Source organism: Haloarchaeobius marinus (assembly GCF_051207415.1).
Classification (GTDB): domain Archaea; phylum Halobacteriota; class Halobacteria; order Halobacteriales; family Natrialbaceae; genus Haloarchaeobius.
In genome coordinates this window covers 1-14,727 of the sequence record NZ_JBPKGD010000002.1, presented here as the reverse complement: position 1 = coordinate 14,727, position 14,727 = coordinate 1, and the positions used below count along the sequence as shown (strand labels likewise).

At 65.8% G+C, this 14,727-nt stretch carries 18 protein-coding genes and 2 pseudogenes; 1 reads left to right on the top strand and 19 read right to left on the bottom strand.

Features of this window, described 5'->3' with window-relative positions:
• Nucleotides 1–3 precede the first annotated feature (3 nt).
• The 14 genes from ACSC1W_RS06030 to ACSC1W_RS05965 all read right to left on the bottom strand — a co-directional run bounded on the left by ACSC1W_RS06030 (nt 4) and on the right by ACSC1W_RS05965 (nt 10,253).
• On the bottom strand, nt 4–1,134 hold the full coding sequence (locus tag ACSC1W_RS06030) for a hypothetical protein (RefSeq protein WP_435346033.1): 1,131 nt from the start codon (nt 1,132–1,134) through the stop codon (nt 4–6).
• A gap of 23 nt (nt 1,135–1,157) precedes the next feature.
• Nucleotides 1,158–1,772, bottom strand: a complete 615-nt coding sequence (locus ACSC1W_RS06025) for a hypothetical protein (RefSeq protein WP_435346032.1) — start codon at nt 1,770–1,772, stop codon at nt 1,158–1,160.
• 3 nt (nt 1,773–1,775) lie between these two features.
• Nucleotides 1,776–2,675, bottom strand: coding sequence for a phage tail tube protein (locus ACSC1W_RS06020; RefSeq protein ID WP_435346031.1), 900 nt, complete (start codon nt 2,673–2,675; stop codon nt 1,776–1,778).
• A 90-nt stretch (nt 2,676–2,765) separates the two neighbouring features.
• A complete protein-coding gene (locus ACSC1W_RS06015) occupies nt 2,766–3,932 on the bottom strand; it encodes a hypothetical protein (protein WP_435346030.1) in 1,167 nt (388 codons plus the stop codon).
• Nucleotides 3,933–4,045: 113 nt separating this feature from the next.
• Complete coding sequence (locus ACSC1W_RS06010) at nt 4,046–4,585, bottom strand: hypothetical protein (protein ID WP_435346029.1); 540 nt, start codon at nt 4,583–4,585, stop codon at nt 4,046–4,048.
• Between the two features lie 18 nt (nt 4,586–4,603).
• Nucleotides 4,604–5,146, bottom strand: a complete 543-nt coding sequence (locus tag ACSC1W_RS06005) for a hypothetical protein (RefSeq protein WP_435346028.1) — start codon at nt 5,144–5,146, stop codon at nt 4,604–4,606.
• Nucleotides 5,146–5,619 (bottom strand): hypothetical protein, encoded by a 474-nt coding sequence (locus tag ACSC1W_RS06000; RefSeq protein WP_435346027.1) that lies wholly within the window; start codon nt 5,617–5,619, stop codon nt 5,146–5,148. Before ACSC1W_RS06000 ends, ACSC1W_RS06005 begins: the two co-directional genes overlap by 1 nt.
• Nucleotides 5,616–6,467 carry a hypothetical protein gene (locus ACSC1W_RS05995; RefSeq protein WP_435346026.1) on the bottom strand — a complete coding sequence of 284 codons (852 nt, stop codon included), beginning with the start codon at nt 6,465–6,467 and terminating at the stop codon, nt 5,616–5,618. Before ACSC1W_RS05995 ends, ACSC1W_RS06000 begins: the two co-directional genes overlap by 4 nt.
• A 6-nt stretch (nt 6,468–6,473) precedes the next feature.
• Nucleotides 6,474–6,782 (bottom strand): hypothetical protein, encoded by a 309-nt coding sequence (locus ACSC1W_RS05990; RefSeq protein WP_435346025.1) that lies wholly within the window; start codon nt 6,780–6,782, stop codon nt 6,474–6,476.
• 3 nt (nt 6,783–6,785) lie between these two features.
• A complete protein-coding gene (locus tag ACSC1W_RS05985; RefSeq protein WP_435346024.1) occupies nt 6,786–7,157 on the bottom strand; it encodes a hypothetical protein in 372 nt (123 codons plus the stop codon).
• A gap of 6 nt (nt 7,158–7,163) precedes the next feature.
• The gene (locus ACSC1W_RS05980; RefSeq protein WP_435346023.1) at nt 7,164–7,520 is read right to left on the bottom strand and encodes a hypothetical protein; all 357 of its coding nucleotides are present in this window, start codon (nt 7,518–7,520) and stop codon (nt 7,164–7,166) included.
• Nucleotides 7,521–7,526: 6 nt separating this feature from the next.
• Nucleotides 7,527–8,579 (bottom strand): hypothetical protein, encoded by a 1,053-nt coding sequence (locus ACSC1W_RS05975; RefSeq protein ID WP_435346022.1) that lies wholly within the window; start codon nt 8,577–8,579, stop codon nt 7,527–7,529.
• 15 nt (nt 8,580–8,594) lie between these two features.
• Nucleotides 8,595–10,106 (bottom strand): XkdF-like putative serine protease domain-containing protein, encoded by a 1,512-nt coding sequence (locus ACSC1W_RS05970; protein WP_435346021.1) that lies wholly within the window; start codon nt 10,104–10,106, stop codon nt 8,595–8,597.
• 3 nt (nt 10,107–10,109) lie between these two features.
• Complete coding sequence (locus ACSC1W_RS05965; RefSeq protein WP_435346020.1) at nt 10,110–10,253, bottom strand: hypothetical protein; 144 nt, start codon at nt 10,251–10,253, stop codon at nt 10,110–10,112.
• A gap of 168 nt (nt 10,254–10,421) precedes the next feature.
• Between ACSC1W_RS05965 and ACSC1W_RS05960 the strand changes: the two genes are divergently transcribed.
• Nucleotides 10,422–10,628, top strand: a complete 207-nt coding sequence (locus tag ACSC1W_RS05960) for a DUF7534 family protein (protein ID WP_435346019.1) — start codon at nt 10,422–10,424, stop codon at nt 10,626–10,628.
• A 19-nt stretch (nt 10,629–10,647) separates the two neighbouring features.
• On the opposite strand, the gene ACSC1W_RS05955 is transcribed toward ACSC1W_RS05960, so the two are convergent.
• The 5 genes and pseudogenes from ACSC1W_RS05955 to ACSC1W_RS05935 all read right to left on the bottom strand — a co-directional run.
• Nucleotides 10,648–12,558, bottom strand: coding sequence for a phage portal protein (locus tag ACSC1W_RS05955; protein WP_435346018.1), 1,911 nt, complete (start codon nt 12,556–12,558; stop codon nt 10,648–10,650).
• The gene (locus tag ACSC1W_RS05950) at nt 12,555–13,913 is read right to left on the bottom strand and encodes a terminase large subunit domain-containing protein (protein ID WP_435346017.1); all 1,359 of its coding nucleotides are present in this window, start codon (nt 13,911–13,913) and stop codon (nt 12,555–12,557) included. Before ACSC1W_RS05950 ends, ACSC1W_RS05955 begins: the two co-directional genes overlap by 4 nt.
• Nucleotides 13,897–14,364, bottom strand: coding sequence for a hypothetical protein (locus tag ACSC1W_RS05945; protein WP_435347685.1), 468 nt, complete (start codon nt 14,362–14,364; stop codon nt 13,897–13,899). Before ACSC1W_RS05945 ends, ACSC1W_RS05950 begins: the two co-directional genes overlap by 17 nt.
• Nucleotides 14,365–14,463 (bottom strand): annotated as a pseudogene (locus tag ACSC1W_RS05940) (hypothetical protein); the annotation flags it as partial.
• A gap of 45 nt (nt 14,464–14,508) precedes the next feature.
• Nucleotides 14,509–14,727: pseudogene (locus ACSC1W_RS05935) on the bottom strand (hypothetical protein); the annotation flags it as partial.

The following is a 14,727-nucleotide window of genomic DNA, read 5'->3' as shown; positions in this document are numbered from 1 at the left end:
CCGTTATTGCACCTCCTCGCGAGCCGTCACGGTCTGACTCGGCGACCGCTCGTACGAACTCGTGTTCGCGATCGGCGACAGGAGGTTAACCAACCCCGACGGCGTCGGCTCGGTCGTCGGTTCGAGCCACCGCACCGTGTCGAACCCACGCTGGAGGCTCATCGTCAGCGTGCAGAACGATCCGCCGACGGGGTCCTCGAACTCCACCCGGCCACGCACATCCGACTGGCCGATCCGACGGAGGTCCGTGTCGAACAACTGCCAGTCCGAAGTGCCGAGGCTCACGCTCGTCCAGGAGCCGCCCGAGTCGTCCCACTGCTCGACACCGAGGGAGTTGTTGGCGTCGTCGAACGTGAGCCGCAGCAAGCCGTTGTCCACGACCAGGCTGCCACTGGGGTCGTGCGTGGTGTCGAACACCTTCGCCCACTGCACGTACCCGTTCCCGTCCGTCTTCGACGTGTTGCCGCGGGTGTCCCACACCCGCAGGTCTGTGTCCTCCTCGTCCCGGTACGGCACCTCGAACAACAAGGTGGGCGCCGAGAACGACGGGGCGAGCGTATCGTACATGTCGACGTCCCCGTACTCGGCGTTCCGCGTGGTGGCTACGCTGGCGGACTCGACAGCGCCGGTTTCGGCGTCGTACCACCGGACCTTGCTCGCGGTCGCTGGGATGCCGATGTACGCGGTGGTGGTGTCGTTCCCGAAGTCGTTCCGCGGCTGAGACTCCGCCGTCTGGACGGCCCGCCAGTGACTCGCCTGGGTGCCCTGTCGTCGGAGGGAGAGCCGCCACCGGTACAGGCGGTCAGACAGAGCTCGCTCCGGGTTCGTGTCCACGCTCTCGACCACGTAGTACCCCGCCTGTGATGCCTGCACACTCTGGTCCTGGTCGAACAGTGCGACGGTGTTGATCTCGGAGGACGACCCGAGTTCGTCGAGCTCCCTGGCCATCTTCGCGGCGTAGGTGCCGCGGTACACGCCTTCGAGGGTGAGGTCGCCCGGCTGGCTCGCGACGTCCTCGACGACCGGCGTCGACCCCGACAGCGTCCCCGCCGCAGCGACGCTCGTCGCTCGTGCGCCCTGCCCGCCCCGTGCGCCGCCGCGTGGCAGCGGGAGTGTGTAGAGTTGGAGTGTCATGAGTATCGTGTATGAAAACTGGGTTACTGTCCGGTCTGGTTCAGTGCGTCCAGGGCGCCGTCGAGCGTGACCGTCTCGACGAGCGAGAGCTGGATGTCCGCGACCCCCGCGCGCTGACTGTTGATTGCCACCTGCGGCTGCTCGATGACGACCCCCAGTGGGCTCTCCAGCACACCGTTCGGGTGGTACTCGCCGAGCGTGAGCCGGGCGGGGGTGAGACTGCCGATACTCGCGTAGCGCCAGTACTCCATGAACACCTGCATCTTCTGCTCCGCCGACGCCCCGGTCGCAGTTGACTGGTTCAACGTCCCGGGGTCGGTCGAACTCCCCCACTGGGCGGTCCCCGACCGCGTCGACATCTCGCCATCCCACAGGTCACCACTGATTTGGACGGCGAACTCGCCACCACCAAAGTCGACCGTGACGCCTTTCCGCCCGCTCTCTCCCACCCCGGTCACCTCAGTGAGGAACGAATAGACCTGGGAGAGCTGGTTGTTGACCAAGGGCCCGGTGCGGCCCTGGAGTTCAACCTCGAACCCGCCGCCGTCGGAGAGCCCGCCGGGGAACTCGAACATGCCAGTGGTCGTGCCCGACCCGAAGTCGGCGTCGATCTCCAGCGCTGGATGCCTGAACGTCACGGGTTACACCGCCGAGCTCTGGCTGGATTCGCCAGTGATCGAGAGCGCGCCACAGTACAACTCGGTGTCCTCGAGGGTGTCGGTGCCCTGGTCGAGCACGTTCTGCCACCCGTACGTGTTCGGCGTGACGTCCTGGACGTCGATCTGCAGACTGTGGTCGCCCGGCGACCCGAACTTGAGCCGGGCGTCGGCCGCCCCACTCACGGTGGTCGCAGGAGCCGCACTCCCGCCGTACGCGAGGTCGAGCGTGTTCTGGTCCGTTGGCACCTTTGACGGCGACAGCCGGGTCTCGACGCTGCCTGCGACGGCGTCGAGGGGGTGGCGCTGCCAGTCCCGCTGCGCCCGCGCACCAGTCTGCACCGTGAACGTGCACTGGTCCATGCGCGCCAGACTGGTTGCTTGCGGGATCTGGAGGTCGCCCTGATGGAACACCAGCGGGTCCTCGTCACCGACGATCGAGCCCGTGTAGTCCGTCAGCGAGGTGGCCGAGGACTCGTCGCCGTAGAATCCCGTGAGGCTGACGCGGGGCATCTCGCCGACCCCTGCCTCGACGGTCATCTGCGGGAACACCACGCCCTCGAGGACGCGCTCGGTCGTCGAGGAGGCGAGGTCGAACCCGATGAACCACCGGCTCGACTGCACGTTCTCCCCGCCACCGACCGGCGTCCACGTATAACTGTACGGTGGACTGCCCTCGCCGCCAGCGGTCGGTGGGTCGCCGAGGACGTGGTTCAGAAACCACGGATTCGTCGGCGCGAACGACACCGAGAGCGCCCCGGAGAACGTGGTCGCTATCTGATCGGCCACCTCGTTCGAGTCCGGCCACCGCAGTTCGGCGAGCGCGTTCTCCAGGGTGAGCTCCTCCAGGGTCGTGTTCTGCCCCGGATAAATGTAGTTCGACATGCTGGGCGAACCCAGGTACGATGCTTCCGGCTCGTGCTGATAGACGATCTGTTGCGTCATGGATGTGGATACGAGTGTCTCGTGGGGTGGTCAGAAGTAGCGGTCGTCGCTGAGTTTGCGGCGCAGGCGTTCCTCCATCTTCGAGAGTTCGTCCGCGACGGCCTGCTCGGTCTCGCGGGTGTCCTGGAGGCCCTCGAAGCGGGCGGTGATGTCGAACGTGCGGTTGTCCTGTACGGTCGTCCCGGTGTCGAACCGGCGGCCGCCGCCCCGGCCAGCGCCCGGCGACGGATTCCCACCCGACAGTGGGGTGAGCGTGCCGTCGTACGGCCCGACACCCCTGGGTGTGCTCTCGCCGAACTCCGAGCCGTCCGTGTACAAGCTCTGGCTGGTCGAGAGCGAGTTCAGCCACCGGAGTGCGACCGGCGCCCCACCGGCGTCGAACCCGCTCGGGGCGTCGTCGGGGAACATCCCGCCAGTGAACAGCGGCGCGCCCGCCGCGGCCGCACTCCCACCCCCACTGGCGATGCCTCCTGCACCGCCGCGGAGGAGGGACAGCCCGCCGGTCGCGAGCGCGCCGAGTCCAGCACCGGCGCCGACAGCACCCACCCACGGCGGCACCGTCACCGTGGGTGAGCCGTCCCCGGTGGGTGCGCCGGTCGGGGCAGTCCCCCCGGTGGGGAAGTAGTCTGGGTGGCGGACGTTCACCGGCGGCGTGTTCGGCGTCGGCGTCCGGTCGACGATGCCACCACCGCTCGGCGAGTCACTGCCGCCGGACGGCCACCAGTCCGGCATCGGGATCTCCGGCCACGTCCAGTCGTCGATGGTGTCGAGGAACGCCCCGCCGAGCGTGGCGCCGATCTGGCTGCCGAGCCCGATGAGCACGCCGCCGACGGCGAGCGAACTCCCGACCGCCCCACCAGCCCCACCGAACCGAGCGCGAGCCCTGGTGCCTTCTTCGGTCGCGTCGACGAGCATCTCCAGCAGGTCGTTCCGCCGCTCGTTCAACTCGACGTTCTCGTCCAACCGGGAGTCGATGCTCGTCAGTTCTTGCTGCTGGCCGCTCAGGAGCTGCCGACTCATGGCTTGCTCCCGGCCGCGAACGTTCGCCGACCGGCGTGCGCCCCGGGCGGCCTGCCCGCTCGTCGAGACATCGACGTCGACGCTCCCTATCGAATCCTCTATCTCCTGGCGGGCATCGGCCAATGATCTTTGGCTGACGCTGACCTCGAGGAGCGTGCTCGTGCTGAACTCGGCCATCTATGAATCACCGAATGGGGTTGTGAGGATGTCTCGCGTCATGAGGTAGAGTTTCACCACACGGAGCGGGTAGTCGTCCACCGCTCGGGGGTCGTGGCCCTGGTGCATGAGCGCTACTCGGGCGGCGTCCCGCCACTCTCCCCGCTGGACGCCTCCGTCTCGGTCGAGGTCTCCGCTAAGTAGTCCGCGAACGACTTCGAGTTTCCCGCATCCACATCCGTGTGCTCGCCGATCTCGAACTCCAGCCACTTGCTGACTTCCACGGGCAGGCCGCGAACGGTCGCGACCCTATCTTCGTAGTCCTGGACGCCGTCGTCGTAGAACGGTGCGTCCACACAGCCACGGGCGACGTAGAACGGGCGGGTGAGGCCGTTCGACGCCGCGCCACCGCCGGACTGCATCTTCTCGCGGGCGGCGTCGGCCGCGTAGTCCTCGACGAGCCCGAACGCCCCAGTCCGCAACGCCTCGATCACGACCTCGGCGTCCGAGCCGTACTCGCGAGCGACGTACCGGGCGCCATTCCGACGCGCCTCCACTTCGGCCGGGTTCGCATCCGGCGAGCGGCCGTCACTCACCACCTCGGCGAGCTCCTGGAGCTGGTCGTCGAGTCGATCCGCCGCCACCTGCGCGGTGATGGTCTTCCTATCTGTCATAGTGTACTGAAAACGCGGTCAAGGGAGGTCGATGTGACCGAAGAGGACGATGTCAGCGTCGTATCGGCAGTAGTCCGACCAGTTGCTGCTCTGGTCGACTTGGTTGCGGAACTCGAGGCGGTGGTAGTACTCGCCGTCCCGGTCCGGGTCGGGCCGGATCGGCCACTGCCGCTCGACTTTCAGCGTGCGCTCGACCTCCCTGGTGAGCGCCCGAAAGTCAGCGTGGTCGTCGACGTGCCCCCAGCCCCCCGAGTAGCCCTCGATGCGGATGGGGACGACGGCGTCGACGTCCTCGTCGTACTCCCAGCCCGAGACCTCGGTCGTCCGGTCGGCGCTGGAAACGCCGACGTAGTTCGCGGTGGTGAGGTCGCCCAGGAGTTCGTGGCCGGCGTCCGTTTGCCCGACCGTCGCATCACCCACAACCGCCGTTCCCGTGGTCGTGATCGCGAACTCCTGTGAGTCGTCTCGGTCGACGAGCCGTGGACTGTACGTATCCGAGTTCCAGTTCTCGGCGATCGTGTCCAGGACCCAGTCAACGAGCCGGCCGTTGTACGCAGCCATCAGCGCTGGGCCTCCCGGCGAAGCCAATGCAGGCTCCGCCGCACGTACCGCGACTCCGGCAACCCCCGGACGTCCACCTCGGGCAGGAACACGCGATAGCCATCGCCCTCGGGTTCGAACTCGCGGGCGACCCAGTCCGGGGCATCCTCCCGACTCCAGACGAACGACAACACTGGCTCGCCGTCGACGGTGTGATCGCTCGTCCCGAACTCCATGTACACGCTCGCAGGATGCTCCCACCCCCAGCGAACGGTGAGACGCTGGTCGGTGCGGTCGACCTCGACCGGGCCGAAGCTCTCGATGATGGGTTCGACGTCGTAGTCGAACGCCTGCCCGTACTCCCGGAGGATGCTGTGGGCCTCTTCGACCGTCTGGAACACGAGGTTGTTCTGCTTGCCGACGTACTCGTGCTGGGCGTCGTCCAGGACGGCCTCGCGGAGCTGGCTCTCGAAGCCTGGGTCGAGGGGAATCACTGGTAGACCTCCAGCAGCTCGGTGGCTTTTTCGCGCAGCTGGTCGGCGAGGGTGTCGACGTTGTACACCCTGGCGTTGTCGGGGATCTGGGTGGCGGCCTCTTCGGTGAGGTCGCTGGCAGCGCGAAACGCGACCGCCCGTCGAACGTTTCGTGGGATGCCGTCGTGGCCGTAGTCGAAGTCGACGTAGACGGCGTTCGCGAACGATGGAATGTCGTCGTCCATCGCGTGGATGTTCAGGTACAATTCCGAGACGCCGCCGTTGTTGACGCGCACCCAGTAGTCCTCGCCGCGATGGGTGTTGCCGACGCCGCCAGTGTAGTCGCTGGTGGCAACCCAGTCGTCGAACCCACCCTGGGCGTTTACGACCGACAGCGTGTTGACCGTCTCGACGTCTTTTCGGGCGAGCCGGATGCGAGTGTACGCGGGGATGGTTTCGTCGGCCGTCTCGGGGTCGTACACGTCACCGAACGCGAGCCGGATCTCACGCTTCGGCTCCTCGTAGTGCTTGCGCCGGCGCTCGTACCGGGGGCCGGCCTCGAGGAGCGCGTCACTATTCTCGCGGTACCGATAGTGGTCGCGCTCGCTCGCCCCATGCACGAATCCGGCGTGGGTGGGGATGTCGTGTTCGTCATCCCGCGTGTTCGCCCCGGTCGGGATCAGATCATCCGTGTCCTCCTGGATGCCACCAGGCTCGTACCAGTGTCTGTGGAGCGTCTTCTCCAGCCACTCCGTCTGGGCGGTGATCGCGTCGAGCACGATCTGGCGGTCCTGGGCGATGTCACCCGAGACGGCCTCCTGGCGGAGGGCGCGGCGGACGTCGTCGACCGTGCAGTACCCTGTGGGCATGGTGTGTTACCTCGGGTTGTTCCGGGCTTCCGTACTGAGCGTCGTCCCGTTCGCGCTCGTCACCTGGACGGTGTCTGCCTGCGGGACGTCGACGACGTAGCTGCCGGTCGACGAGAGCGTCCGACTGTCGACTTCGTACGTGCCGGCGTCGCCGACGATCTCGATGGTGATGGTGTCGTCAGCGTTCCCTTCGAGGTTCTCCAGCGCAACGCACACCGCCGGGGTGTGGTACTGGGCGACCGATGCGGTCGCGGTCTCGCCAGCAGTGAACGTCTTCGAGTTCGCGATGATGGCGCTGGCGTACCAGTTCGGCATCGGTCAGCCCTCCCGCTGCTGCTTGTAGTCGTTCCACTCCTCGGAGTGCGCGCTCGAGGCGTGCTTGCCGACTGCGTCACCCTCGTAGTCCGCACACCACGGGCAGGTGCCGTCGTCGATGATGGCCGCTAGGTCCTCCTCTTCCTCTTCCTCTTCCTCCGTGTCGTCGGTGAGTTTCTGCTCCAGGCGGTTCTCCATCTTCGAGAGGTCGTCAGCAGTGGCCTCGTCCTCGCCGTCGACGAGCGTAAAGTCGCCGCGTTCGTCGACGAGGTACTGTGCCTCGGCGTCGGAGACCGCCGCTTGGTCGCCGACGGTGAACTCGCCGATGTCGCGCACGGTGACGCGGCCGCCGCTGGTTTTCTGAACAGTAGGCATGGGTGGTCAGGCACTCCCGGTGGCGACGACGACCCAGCCCGAGGTCGTGCCGTCCGTGTTGAGCAGGGTGGCGGTCGCGCCGGCGCTGGTCATGTTCGCCGGGCCCGTCCCGACGAAGTCCGCATCCGCGAACGACAGCGTCGGCGTGTTCGCACCCCCGTTGTGGACGACCGTCAGAACGTGCCCCTTCTTCGCGGCGGCGTCGAGCGTGACGCTGTTGGTGCCGTCGGGGTTGACGACGTGCGCACGGGTGTCTTCGCTGACGGCCGTAGCCGCCCCGTTCCCCGGACTGACCGTGGCCGCGTACGGTGCATCGGCGCCTTCGAAGTGCGCCCGGACACGGGCGTTCGTGGTGGGGTCCATCCAGGATCACCCGATGTTGGTGATGAGGACGCCCGCCTGCAGTTCCTTGATCTGGAAGTCGAGCTGGCCCTCCATCCAGTTCCGACTGTGGAGGCGGTTCTCGTGGACCTTGTCGGTGTCCGTGGTCTGGTCGAGCTCCATCTGCTCGAACAGCCCGACCGCGAGGTTGCGCGGGTCCGTGAGCATCCCGTAGCTGTCGGGCCACCCGTTCACGCCGACGACGTCGTACGAGAACGGCGTGACGTCCGAATCCCCCATGACGACCGCACTCCCGAGCGGGTCCTCGCGCTGGGTCAGGTTGAACACGTACTCCTGGACCTTGTCCGGGCTCACGAGGAAGACCACGTTGTCCGGGTCGCGGTAGCGCGAATCCAGCGTCTGAATCGCGTCGTTGAACATCTGCGTGTCCGGCGCCGCACTGGCCTGGTCGTACACCGGCATCGACGAGAGCTGGGCGCTGTCCGTATCTTCCAGCCCGATCCGGGTGGAGGCCCCGTCGTCGCTCTGGGTGTCGTCTTCGGCGCGGGCGATCCAGCCGTCCCACGTGTCGTCGAGGTCTGACGTGGTGACGCCGCCGAACGACGACTGGAGGTCCTGCGAGCTCGCGCCGGCGCGAATGCCGATGAGGCCGATGTCGTTCGCCCAGCGCTGGACGAACTCGTCGACGATGTAGTCCCCGAACTGGTCGGGCCCGTAGTGCGTGTTCTTGAGGGCGTCCCGGGTGGGCTCGACGAGGATGTAGTACTGCTTGTCGGTCGCGTTGAACTTGACGTACCCCGATTCGACCCCGGAGTTGGTGTTGCGCGTTCCCTCCTCGTTTCGGGTGTTGCCCGAGAGCCGGGGGACGCCGAACTGGGGGACCCGCATCTCCAGGCGCGGGAGCGTCATGGTGTCGGCCATGCCGAGGATGTTGACCTCCTTCTGCATCCGGTCGAGGAACTCCTCGGTGACGTCAACCGGAAGCTGGAAGCCGTCCAGCGTCGCGAGGTCGACGTCCTTGTCGTAGTGCAGGCTGTGCTGGTTCTGCTGGCGGACCGCATCGATGGTGTTCGTACTCATGTAGAAGTCACCTCGTTAGGACAGCGCCTTCCCGAGACTGTCCAAGCCCGTCTCGTCGCCTTCTTCGCCACCCTCGGCGGCTGCGTCGAGCTGCTGGCTGCCGACACCGCTCTGGCGGGTGATGGTGTCGAGGCGGTCCTCGAGTTCATCGACGCGCTCGGCGTCCTGCTTGAGCGACGCGATTGCGGCTGCGATGTCCTCGTGGTCGGCGTCCTTGCCGACACCGAGGGCGGCCTTCGCCGAGCTCTCAGGAATCTCGTAGGTCTCGCCGTCGATCTCGAACTCGGCCGTCTTCGGCTGGGGTCCGGCGATTGTCTCGGTGAGACTTTCGACCGCCTGGGTCAGTTCACTGATCTGTTCTGCGTTCTGTTCCGCGAGGGACTTGTCGTCCCCCTCCGGGTCGTCGGGGTTGTCGTCGGTCATGTCTGTAGTGTCGTTGTCCGGGTTGTCGCCACCGGAGGCGTCCTTCCCGCCCGCTTCCTCCTCGTCGTCTTCTTCCTCGTCGTCCTCGCCGTCGCCATCGTCGTTGTCGTCGTTGCTCCAGGTGCGGGCCTGGTGCTCGGTGAGGTCGAAGTCGACGCTGCCGCGGTCGGTGAACCGCGTCATGCCGTGGTCGACGCCGGCGTTCTGGAGGATATCTAGGCTGGCGTCGATCGTCGCGAACAACGAGTCACGGTTCGCCGTCGACAGGGTACGGCCCTCCTTCACGGTCGCCGCGTCCTGGTCCTCGTCGGACGCGGTCGTGTCGTCGGATCCAGACAGCGCCGAGAGGAACGCTTTGCCGGCGCGGGCGAACATCGACTGCTTGCCGGGCTCGCCAGCGCCGTCAACAGCGACCGCCTCGTTGAGGACGTCCCAGAGGCGTTCAGCTTCAGCCTCGGAGTGCCCCCGCTGCAGGGCCTCCTCGATGAACCCGTCCTGATCACCGAGGTAGTCGCTGAGGCGCTTTTCCGCATCCGCCTTCGTGTCGAGAATCTGGGCGTCCGGGACCGCGGGGATGTCGACCGCGGATACCTCGCGGATGATGCCGTCGGTGAGCTCCCAGACGAGTTCGTCCTCGCCGAGAGCGTCGGGGATGGCGACGTTGTCGACCTCGTCCTGCTCGAAGGGGCCGTTCCAGTCGACCTGGATCGCCCCGATCGAGTATCCTGCGAGAATTTCGTCGTCGATGAGGCTCCAGAGGTCGGCGTTGGTGATGCGCCACTCCTGGACCCAGGCGCCGGCGTCGACGGTGTTGCCACCGATCTCCTCGGACTCAGTGAGGACCTCGTTGCGTTCGAGGGTCATCCAGTCGTCGGGGAAGACGGCGTGCATGATGCCGCCGCCTGCTTCGCCGGCCTCGACGAACGCCTCGAACTGGCTGGCGAACCCACGGATGGTCTCCTCGCGAGCAAAATCGTTCTGCAGGTCAGCCTTGTCCGGCACCATCACGATGCCAGCCGCAACCTGCTCGGCGTCGTCCTCTTTCGTGACGAACGAGACGTCCTTGCGGAACTGCTCGCCACCAGCTTTCGTCACCGGTGGCATGCGTCAGCCCTCCGCCTCGTCTTCGCTGTTGGTGTCGGCGCGGTCGGATTCGGCGTCGGCGTCCCCCTTGGTCTTCTCGAGCTTCTGGGCTCGACCGGTCGAGAGGACGCCGCGCTTCTCGCCGCGCTCTGTGGTCTTATCAGTCATGTGTGGTCGAAAACGGTAGTCCATTGGTCCCGGTCGAACCTCAACAGGGGAGTCGGGGCTCCCTGCATCATCGGTGGGTCTCTGTTAACCTCGTAGAACGTGTTGGGGTCAGTGGCCCAGTGATAAGTACAGAGAAAATATATGTCTCACGCCCTGTACTACTGAGACATGCTTAACTCGCCGTTCGATCGCTTCGTGGTCACAGTCGTGGTGGCTTCCATGGTCATGCTCCTGCTCTCTGCGATCCTCACTCCGCCCGACCCGATTTCACAACTGCTCACGTTGGGAGTACTGCTCATCGTCACGCTCCCTATTGCGTATCACCTTAGTTACAGAGGCGGATTCAAGTCCATTTCAAAGCGAGTGAATCGATAGACTCGCACATCCGCCCGCGCTACACTGGGATGTCGTCGGGGACGTCCTCCGGGTCCGGACTCGGGCCCTCGGGGAGGCGGTCGTGGAAGTTCGTAATCTCCACGTACGCGTACTCCAACCGGATCGAGTCGTAGTGATAGCTCCCGTGGCTCGACGCGTTCGTGAGCCCCGACCATTCGGTCGGTGGGACGTCGACGTACGCATACAGCGAGTTCGCACCATCCTCGCGTTCGAAGGATAGGTAGAGTTCCTGGGCGTCGAAGTCGTACAGGCCCTCGTCGAGATTCGACGAATCGAACTGGGCCTGCTCGATCTCCTTGCTCGCGAGCGCCGCCTCGACGTCCAGCCAGTCCCGCTCCCCTAGCTTGTGCTCCGCTGGCGGCGCATGCTCGGCACGCACCTGCTCGGAGCCGGCAGATGACTCCTGGCCGCCGCCGGGTTGGGTGTCGGTGCCGATGTCGGCGACGAGGGTGTCGCCGTCGACAGGGTGGTCGTCGGGGAGTGGGTCTTCGCCGATCATCTCCAGGGCCCGATTGATGGGGATGGCGCCACGGACGGCCTGGATCTTCTGGCGGGCGACCATCGCATCCTCCTTGGGCTGGTCCGCGCCTTTCAGCTCGAACTCGAGTGTCCAGTCACGCACGCCGAACGCCTGCTGGTGCAGGATCTGGTAGAGGCGTTCGGCGAACTTGTGCTGTTCGGGCTGGATGACCTCGATGGCGAACTCGCGGTCCTGGGCTTCGGAGTTCGACCGATTCGACGTGTCCGTGTTCCCGATTTTGATCGGTGGGACCTCCAGGACTTTCGCGATCTCGTGTTCGTTCTTCTCGCGGAACAGCCGGAAGTCCATCTCCTCACTGATGCCCTGGCCCAGGGGTTCCAGTTCGATTTCGACCTCTTCGTCGATCTGGGTCTGGAACTTCTCGACCTCGAGGACGACCGTGCGGTGGGATTCTTCGCGAAGCCCGTGCAGCATCTGCTTGAGGTCGCGCTTGGACTCCTCGGTGAGCTCGCCGCCAGTGACTTTGATGACGAATCGCGGGATGGTGTCGTTGTCGAAGAACGTCCGGTTGTAGTCTTTGGCGGCCTCGTCCGCACTGATGGTGCGAATCGCCGATACCCAGTCGGGGACGCCGTAGTCGTCGGTGAGCGGGGACGGGTTCGTGATGAAGATGAGCTCGTTCGCCGGCGCATTCTCCAGCGCCTCCGCGCTTCCACGTGCGACGTCGCCAGTCTCGGTGTCGACGAAGATCGGGTCGCCGTCGTCGTCTTCGCCCTGGCCGCGGTAGCGGTCGCCGGCCTCACCGAAGTACCGCCGACGTCCACCCCGAATCTGGACGTACCCGCGGCTCGCGAGGTCGGCGTCCTCGCCGTCGACGAACTGGCCGTTCTCGGGGTGTCGTGGTTGGTCGTACTGGCTCTGGGGGGTTCGCACCCGGACGGTGTTGGCGGGGACGTGTGCCAGCCCGATGGGCGTGCCTTCGAGGTCGACGAGGATTTCGAGACAACACCACCCGACGAGGTGATAGTCCTGCCGAGCGAGCTCAAGCACTTCAGTGGGTGTCGTGGGCTCTGCGGAGCGGCGTGACTTGGTCTGCCAGCGCGAGTCGAACCCACGCCAGAACTCACGCACCGTCTCGCGCTCTTGCTCGCTGGCGTCGTCGGCGTCGACGTCACGGTGTGGGGCGAGTTCGAACCCGTACCCGACCTCGTACCTGGCCTTCTTTCGAATGCCAGCCGCCAGGGTTTCGTTCAGTTCGATGAACGAGGCGAGCCGATCCGGGTTGTACGGGGGTTTGATGCCGGTTCGAATCGTCTGGATGCGACGGTCGGGCAGCTGGGTGCTGTGCTCGGCCTTCGAAAGGCTACCGTCTGCGCCGAGTCCTTCGACGTTCACCGCGACCTTCGAGTCGTCAATTGTGTCGGTCATAGGTAGGAGACCCCGCTGGAGTCGCTATCGGTCGCTGTCGGCGTGTGCGAGAAGAGCGCGTATCGGGTTGCGTCGAGTGCGTGGTCGGGGACGTCACCCGACTTGCCGACGTGGTCCTCCTTGTACGACTGGAACTCCTGAACGAGTTCGACACACCGATCAGAAACCAGCAACCCCGGCCGCTGCGGGTCGCCCTTGCGCTCGAGGAGCCCCCGGATGAACGGGATGCCCTCGTCGAGACTCTTCTCCGCCTTTACCGCACGGAACCCGGCCTGGCGGAACTTCAGGATGTGCTCGGGCTCGTGCTCACAGTAAACCGTCGCCCGCGGTTTGCCCTGGTCGTACACCCAGCCGGATTCATCGGCGGGATCGCACAGGTGCTCGAACGGTTTCTCAGCTGCGTAGTAGCAGTCGGTCGCAAGCCACTGGTCGTAGTGCGTCGGGTACCACTCGATCAGAACGCGCGGGTGGTCCCAGCCCGCGTCGTACCCGTAGATCGGGCGGGCACCGTCTGGGATCAGGTCGGCAGCGTTCGTTTCGTCGACGACGTGGTGTTCGCGGGAAAACCGGGGGTACACGAGGCCTTCCGGGGCGGCGAACCCACCGGCGAGGCCTTGCTTCTCGGCTGCCGTGCCTTCGAACTGCCGGCGGAGCTTGTCCATCTCAGCGAGGAACGGATTGTCCCGAGAGTCTGCCACGACGTTCCGGATGCGAGTCGGGAGTGGGTCGCCGTCGGGGTCGATCTGGCGTTCGACGAACCGGTAGAACTGGTTGAACCCGTTCCCGGTCGACGTCCACAGGGTGATATTCGGGCCTGCGGTGGTGCGTTGTCGAGAGATGAGCATGCGGTTGAGTTTGTAGAGGTCAGTCGTTTCGTAGTGGGCGACCTCGTCGCACCAGATGGCGTTGAACTCGCCGCCCGCGTACCGGTTCCACTTGTCTGCAGAGCCGAGGCGGGCGACCGCACCAGTGATGTAGGTGACGGTGCCGCCGCCGTAGTCCTGCTTGTACGAGTCGACGACCGGCGAATTCTCCGGGTCACCACCCTTCGCGGGGACGGTGTCTTCGCCGGGGAGTTGCTCGAAGAACACCTTGTACGTCGTCGGGCCGCCCTTCGCGGAGTCCTGGGCGAGAACCAACAGGTCGCTCTCGGGGACTTCGAGCGCCGTCTCATGGATCCACCGACTCCCAAGGATGGATTTGCCCGAGCCGTAGCCCCCACGGAAGACGACGACGTCGTACTCGCCGGCGCGGAGTGCGTCGATGGCCTCGAGTTGTTTATCCCAGAACGCCCACTCGAGGTCGAGACCGTCGTCGCGAGCGTCGATCGTGACGCCGTCACTCGCCAGACTCATCATCAGCCTCCGTGACGCGGTGGTGGGTGATGTTGACCGAATACGAGCCGTCGACCGTGCCGCTGTGGTCTACGTTGAGCGTGTCGCCCTCCGTGATCTTGTGGTGGGTTTTCACCAGATCGTTCAATCGACCGATGGCGCGGTCGACAGCGCCCTCGGACGTCTGGAGGAGCTTCGCCAACGCGTGAACGACGTCTTCGTCGGCCTGGCCGCGTTCGATTTTCTCGACGAGGTCGGTCGCCATCGTGTGGCCCGCGTCACCGTCGGCGGCTCGGGCCGCCCGGAGCAGTTTCGTCTTGATCGACCAGATCTCCTCCTGGATGAGCGCGGCGTTGTCGTGCTCGCGGACCTCCTCGTAGATCTCCTGGTCCTCGTCGGTGAGGTACTTCGACCGGAGGCCGTGGACGGCGTTCGGTGAGTCCAGGCCCTTCGGTTGGGTGCCGCCGTGCATCCGGCAGCGCTCGGCGCCATCCACAGGGTAGTTCTCACAGTAGCCACCACTCCGGCATTCGGCGCCGCAGCGGTCGGGGAGTGGGTTTTCAGACGTCATCGTGCATGGGGGTTCGACACGAACAGTCGTGCATGGCGGTTCGACCTACCGAAACCCGCGCGGGTCGAGGCCGGTGGTGGTGTTGTACGCGCTGGTGACCCAGGTGGTGGCGTCGTGCAGGTCGATCTCTTGGAGGTGTGCCCGTGGGTGCTGGAGTGGGCTGGGTTCGTCGTGGGCGTCGACGTCGACCGTGTCTGTGCTGGGGTTGCTCCAGGCGCGGATGTGGAGCTGGCGGTGTGGGTACTCCCGGCCGGGCGCGTAGTA

What these genes read in the sequence shown, in the direction of transcription:
- ACSC1W_RS05950 (WP_435346017.1), bottom strand. Translation starts at nt 13,913, where the DNA reads ATGAGTCTGGCGAGTGACGGCGTCACGATCGACGCTCGCGACGACGGT.
- ACSC1W_RS05945 (WP_435347685.1), bottom strand. Translation starts at nt 14,364, where the DNA reads ATGCACGGCGGCACCCAACCGAAGGGCCTGGACTCACCGAACGCCGTC.
- ACSC1W_RS05995 (WP_435346026.1), bottom strand. Translation starts at nt 6,467, where the DNA reads ATGCCCACAGGGTACTGCACGGTCGACGACGTCCGCCGCGCCCTCCGC.
- ACSC1W_RS05970 (WP_435346021.1), bottom strand. Translation starts at nt 10,106, where the DNA reads ATGCCACCGGTGACGAAAGCTGGTGGCGAGCAGTTCCGCAAGGACGTC.
- ACSC1W_RS05955 (WP_435346018.1), bottom strand. Translation starts at nt 12,558, where the DNA reads ATGACCGACACAATTGACGACTCGAAGGTCGCGGTGAACGTCGAAGGA.
- ACSC1W_RS05965 (WP_435346020.1), bottom strand. Translation starts at nt 10,253, where the DNA reads ATGACTGATAAGACCACAGAGCGCGGCGAGAAGCGCGGCGTCCTCTCG.
- ACSC1W_RS06015 (WP_435346030.1), bottom strand. Translation starts at nt 3,932, where the DNA reads ATGGCCGAGTTCAGCACGAGCACGCTCCTCGAGGTCAGCGTCAGCCAA.
- ACSC1W_RS06010 (WP_435346029.1), bottom strand. Translation starts at nt 4,585, where the DNA reads ATGACAGATAGGAAGACCATCACCGCGCAGGTGGCGGCGGATCGACTC.
- ACSC1W_RS06005 (WP_435346028.1), bottom strand. Translation starts at nt 5,146, where the DNA reads ATGGCTGCGTACAACGGCCGGCTCGTTGACTGGGTCCTGGACACGATC.
- ACSC1W_RS06020 (WP_435346031.1), bottom strand. Translation starts at nt 2,675, where the DNA reads ATGTCGAACTACATTTATCCGGGGCAGAACACGACCCTGGAGGAGCTC.
- ACSC1W_RS06030 (WP_435346033.1), bottom strand. Translation starts at nt 1,134, where the DNA reads ATGACACTCCAACTCTACACACTCCCGCTGCCACGCGGCGGCGCACGG.
- ACSC1W_RS05985 (WP_435346024.1), bottom strand. Translation starts at nt 7,157, where the DNA reads ATGCCTACTGTTCAGAAAACCAGCGGCGGCCGCGTCACCGTGCGCGAC.
- ACSC1W_RS05980 (WP_435346023.1), bottom strand. Translation starts at nt 7,520, where the DNA reads ATGGACCCCACCACGAACGCCCGTGTCCGGGCGCACTTCGAAGGCGCC.
- ACSC1W_RS05975 (WP_435346022.1), bottom strand. Translation starts at nt 8,579, where the DNA reads ATGAGTACGAACACCATCGATGCGGTCCGCCAGCAGAACCAGCACAGC.
- ACSC1W_RS05990 (WP_435346025.1), bottom strand. Translation starts at nt 6,782, where the DNA reads ATGCCGAACTGGTACGCCAGCGCCATCATCGCGAACTCGAAGACGTTC.
- ACSC1W_RS05960 (WP_435346019.1), top strand. Translation starts at nt 10,422, where the DNA reads ATGCTTAACTCGCCGTTCGATCGCTTCGTGGTCACAGTCGTGGTGGCT.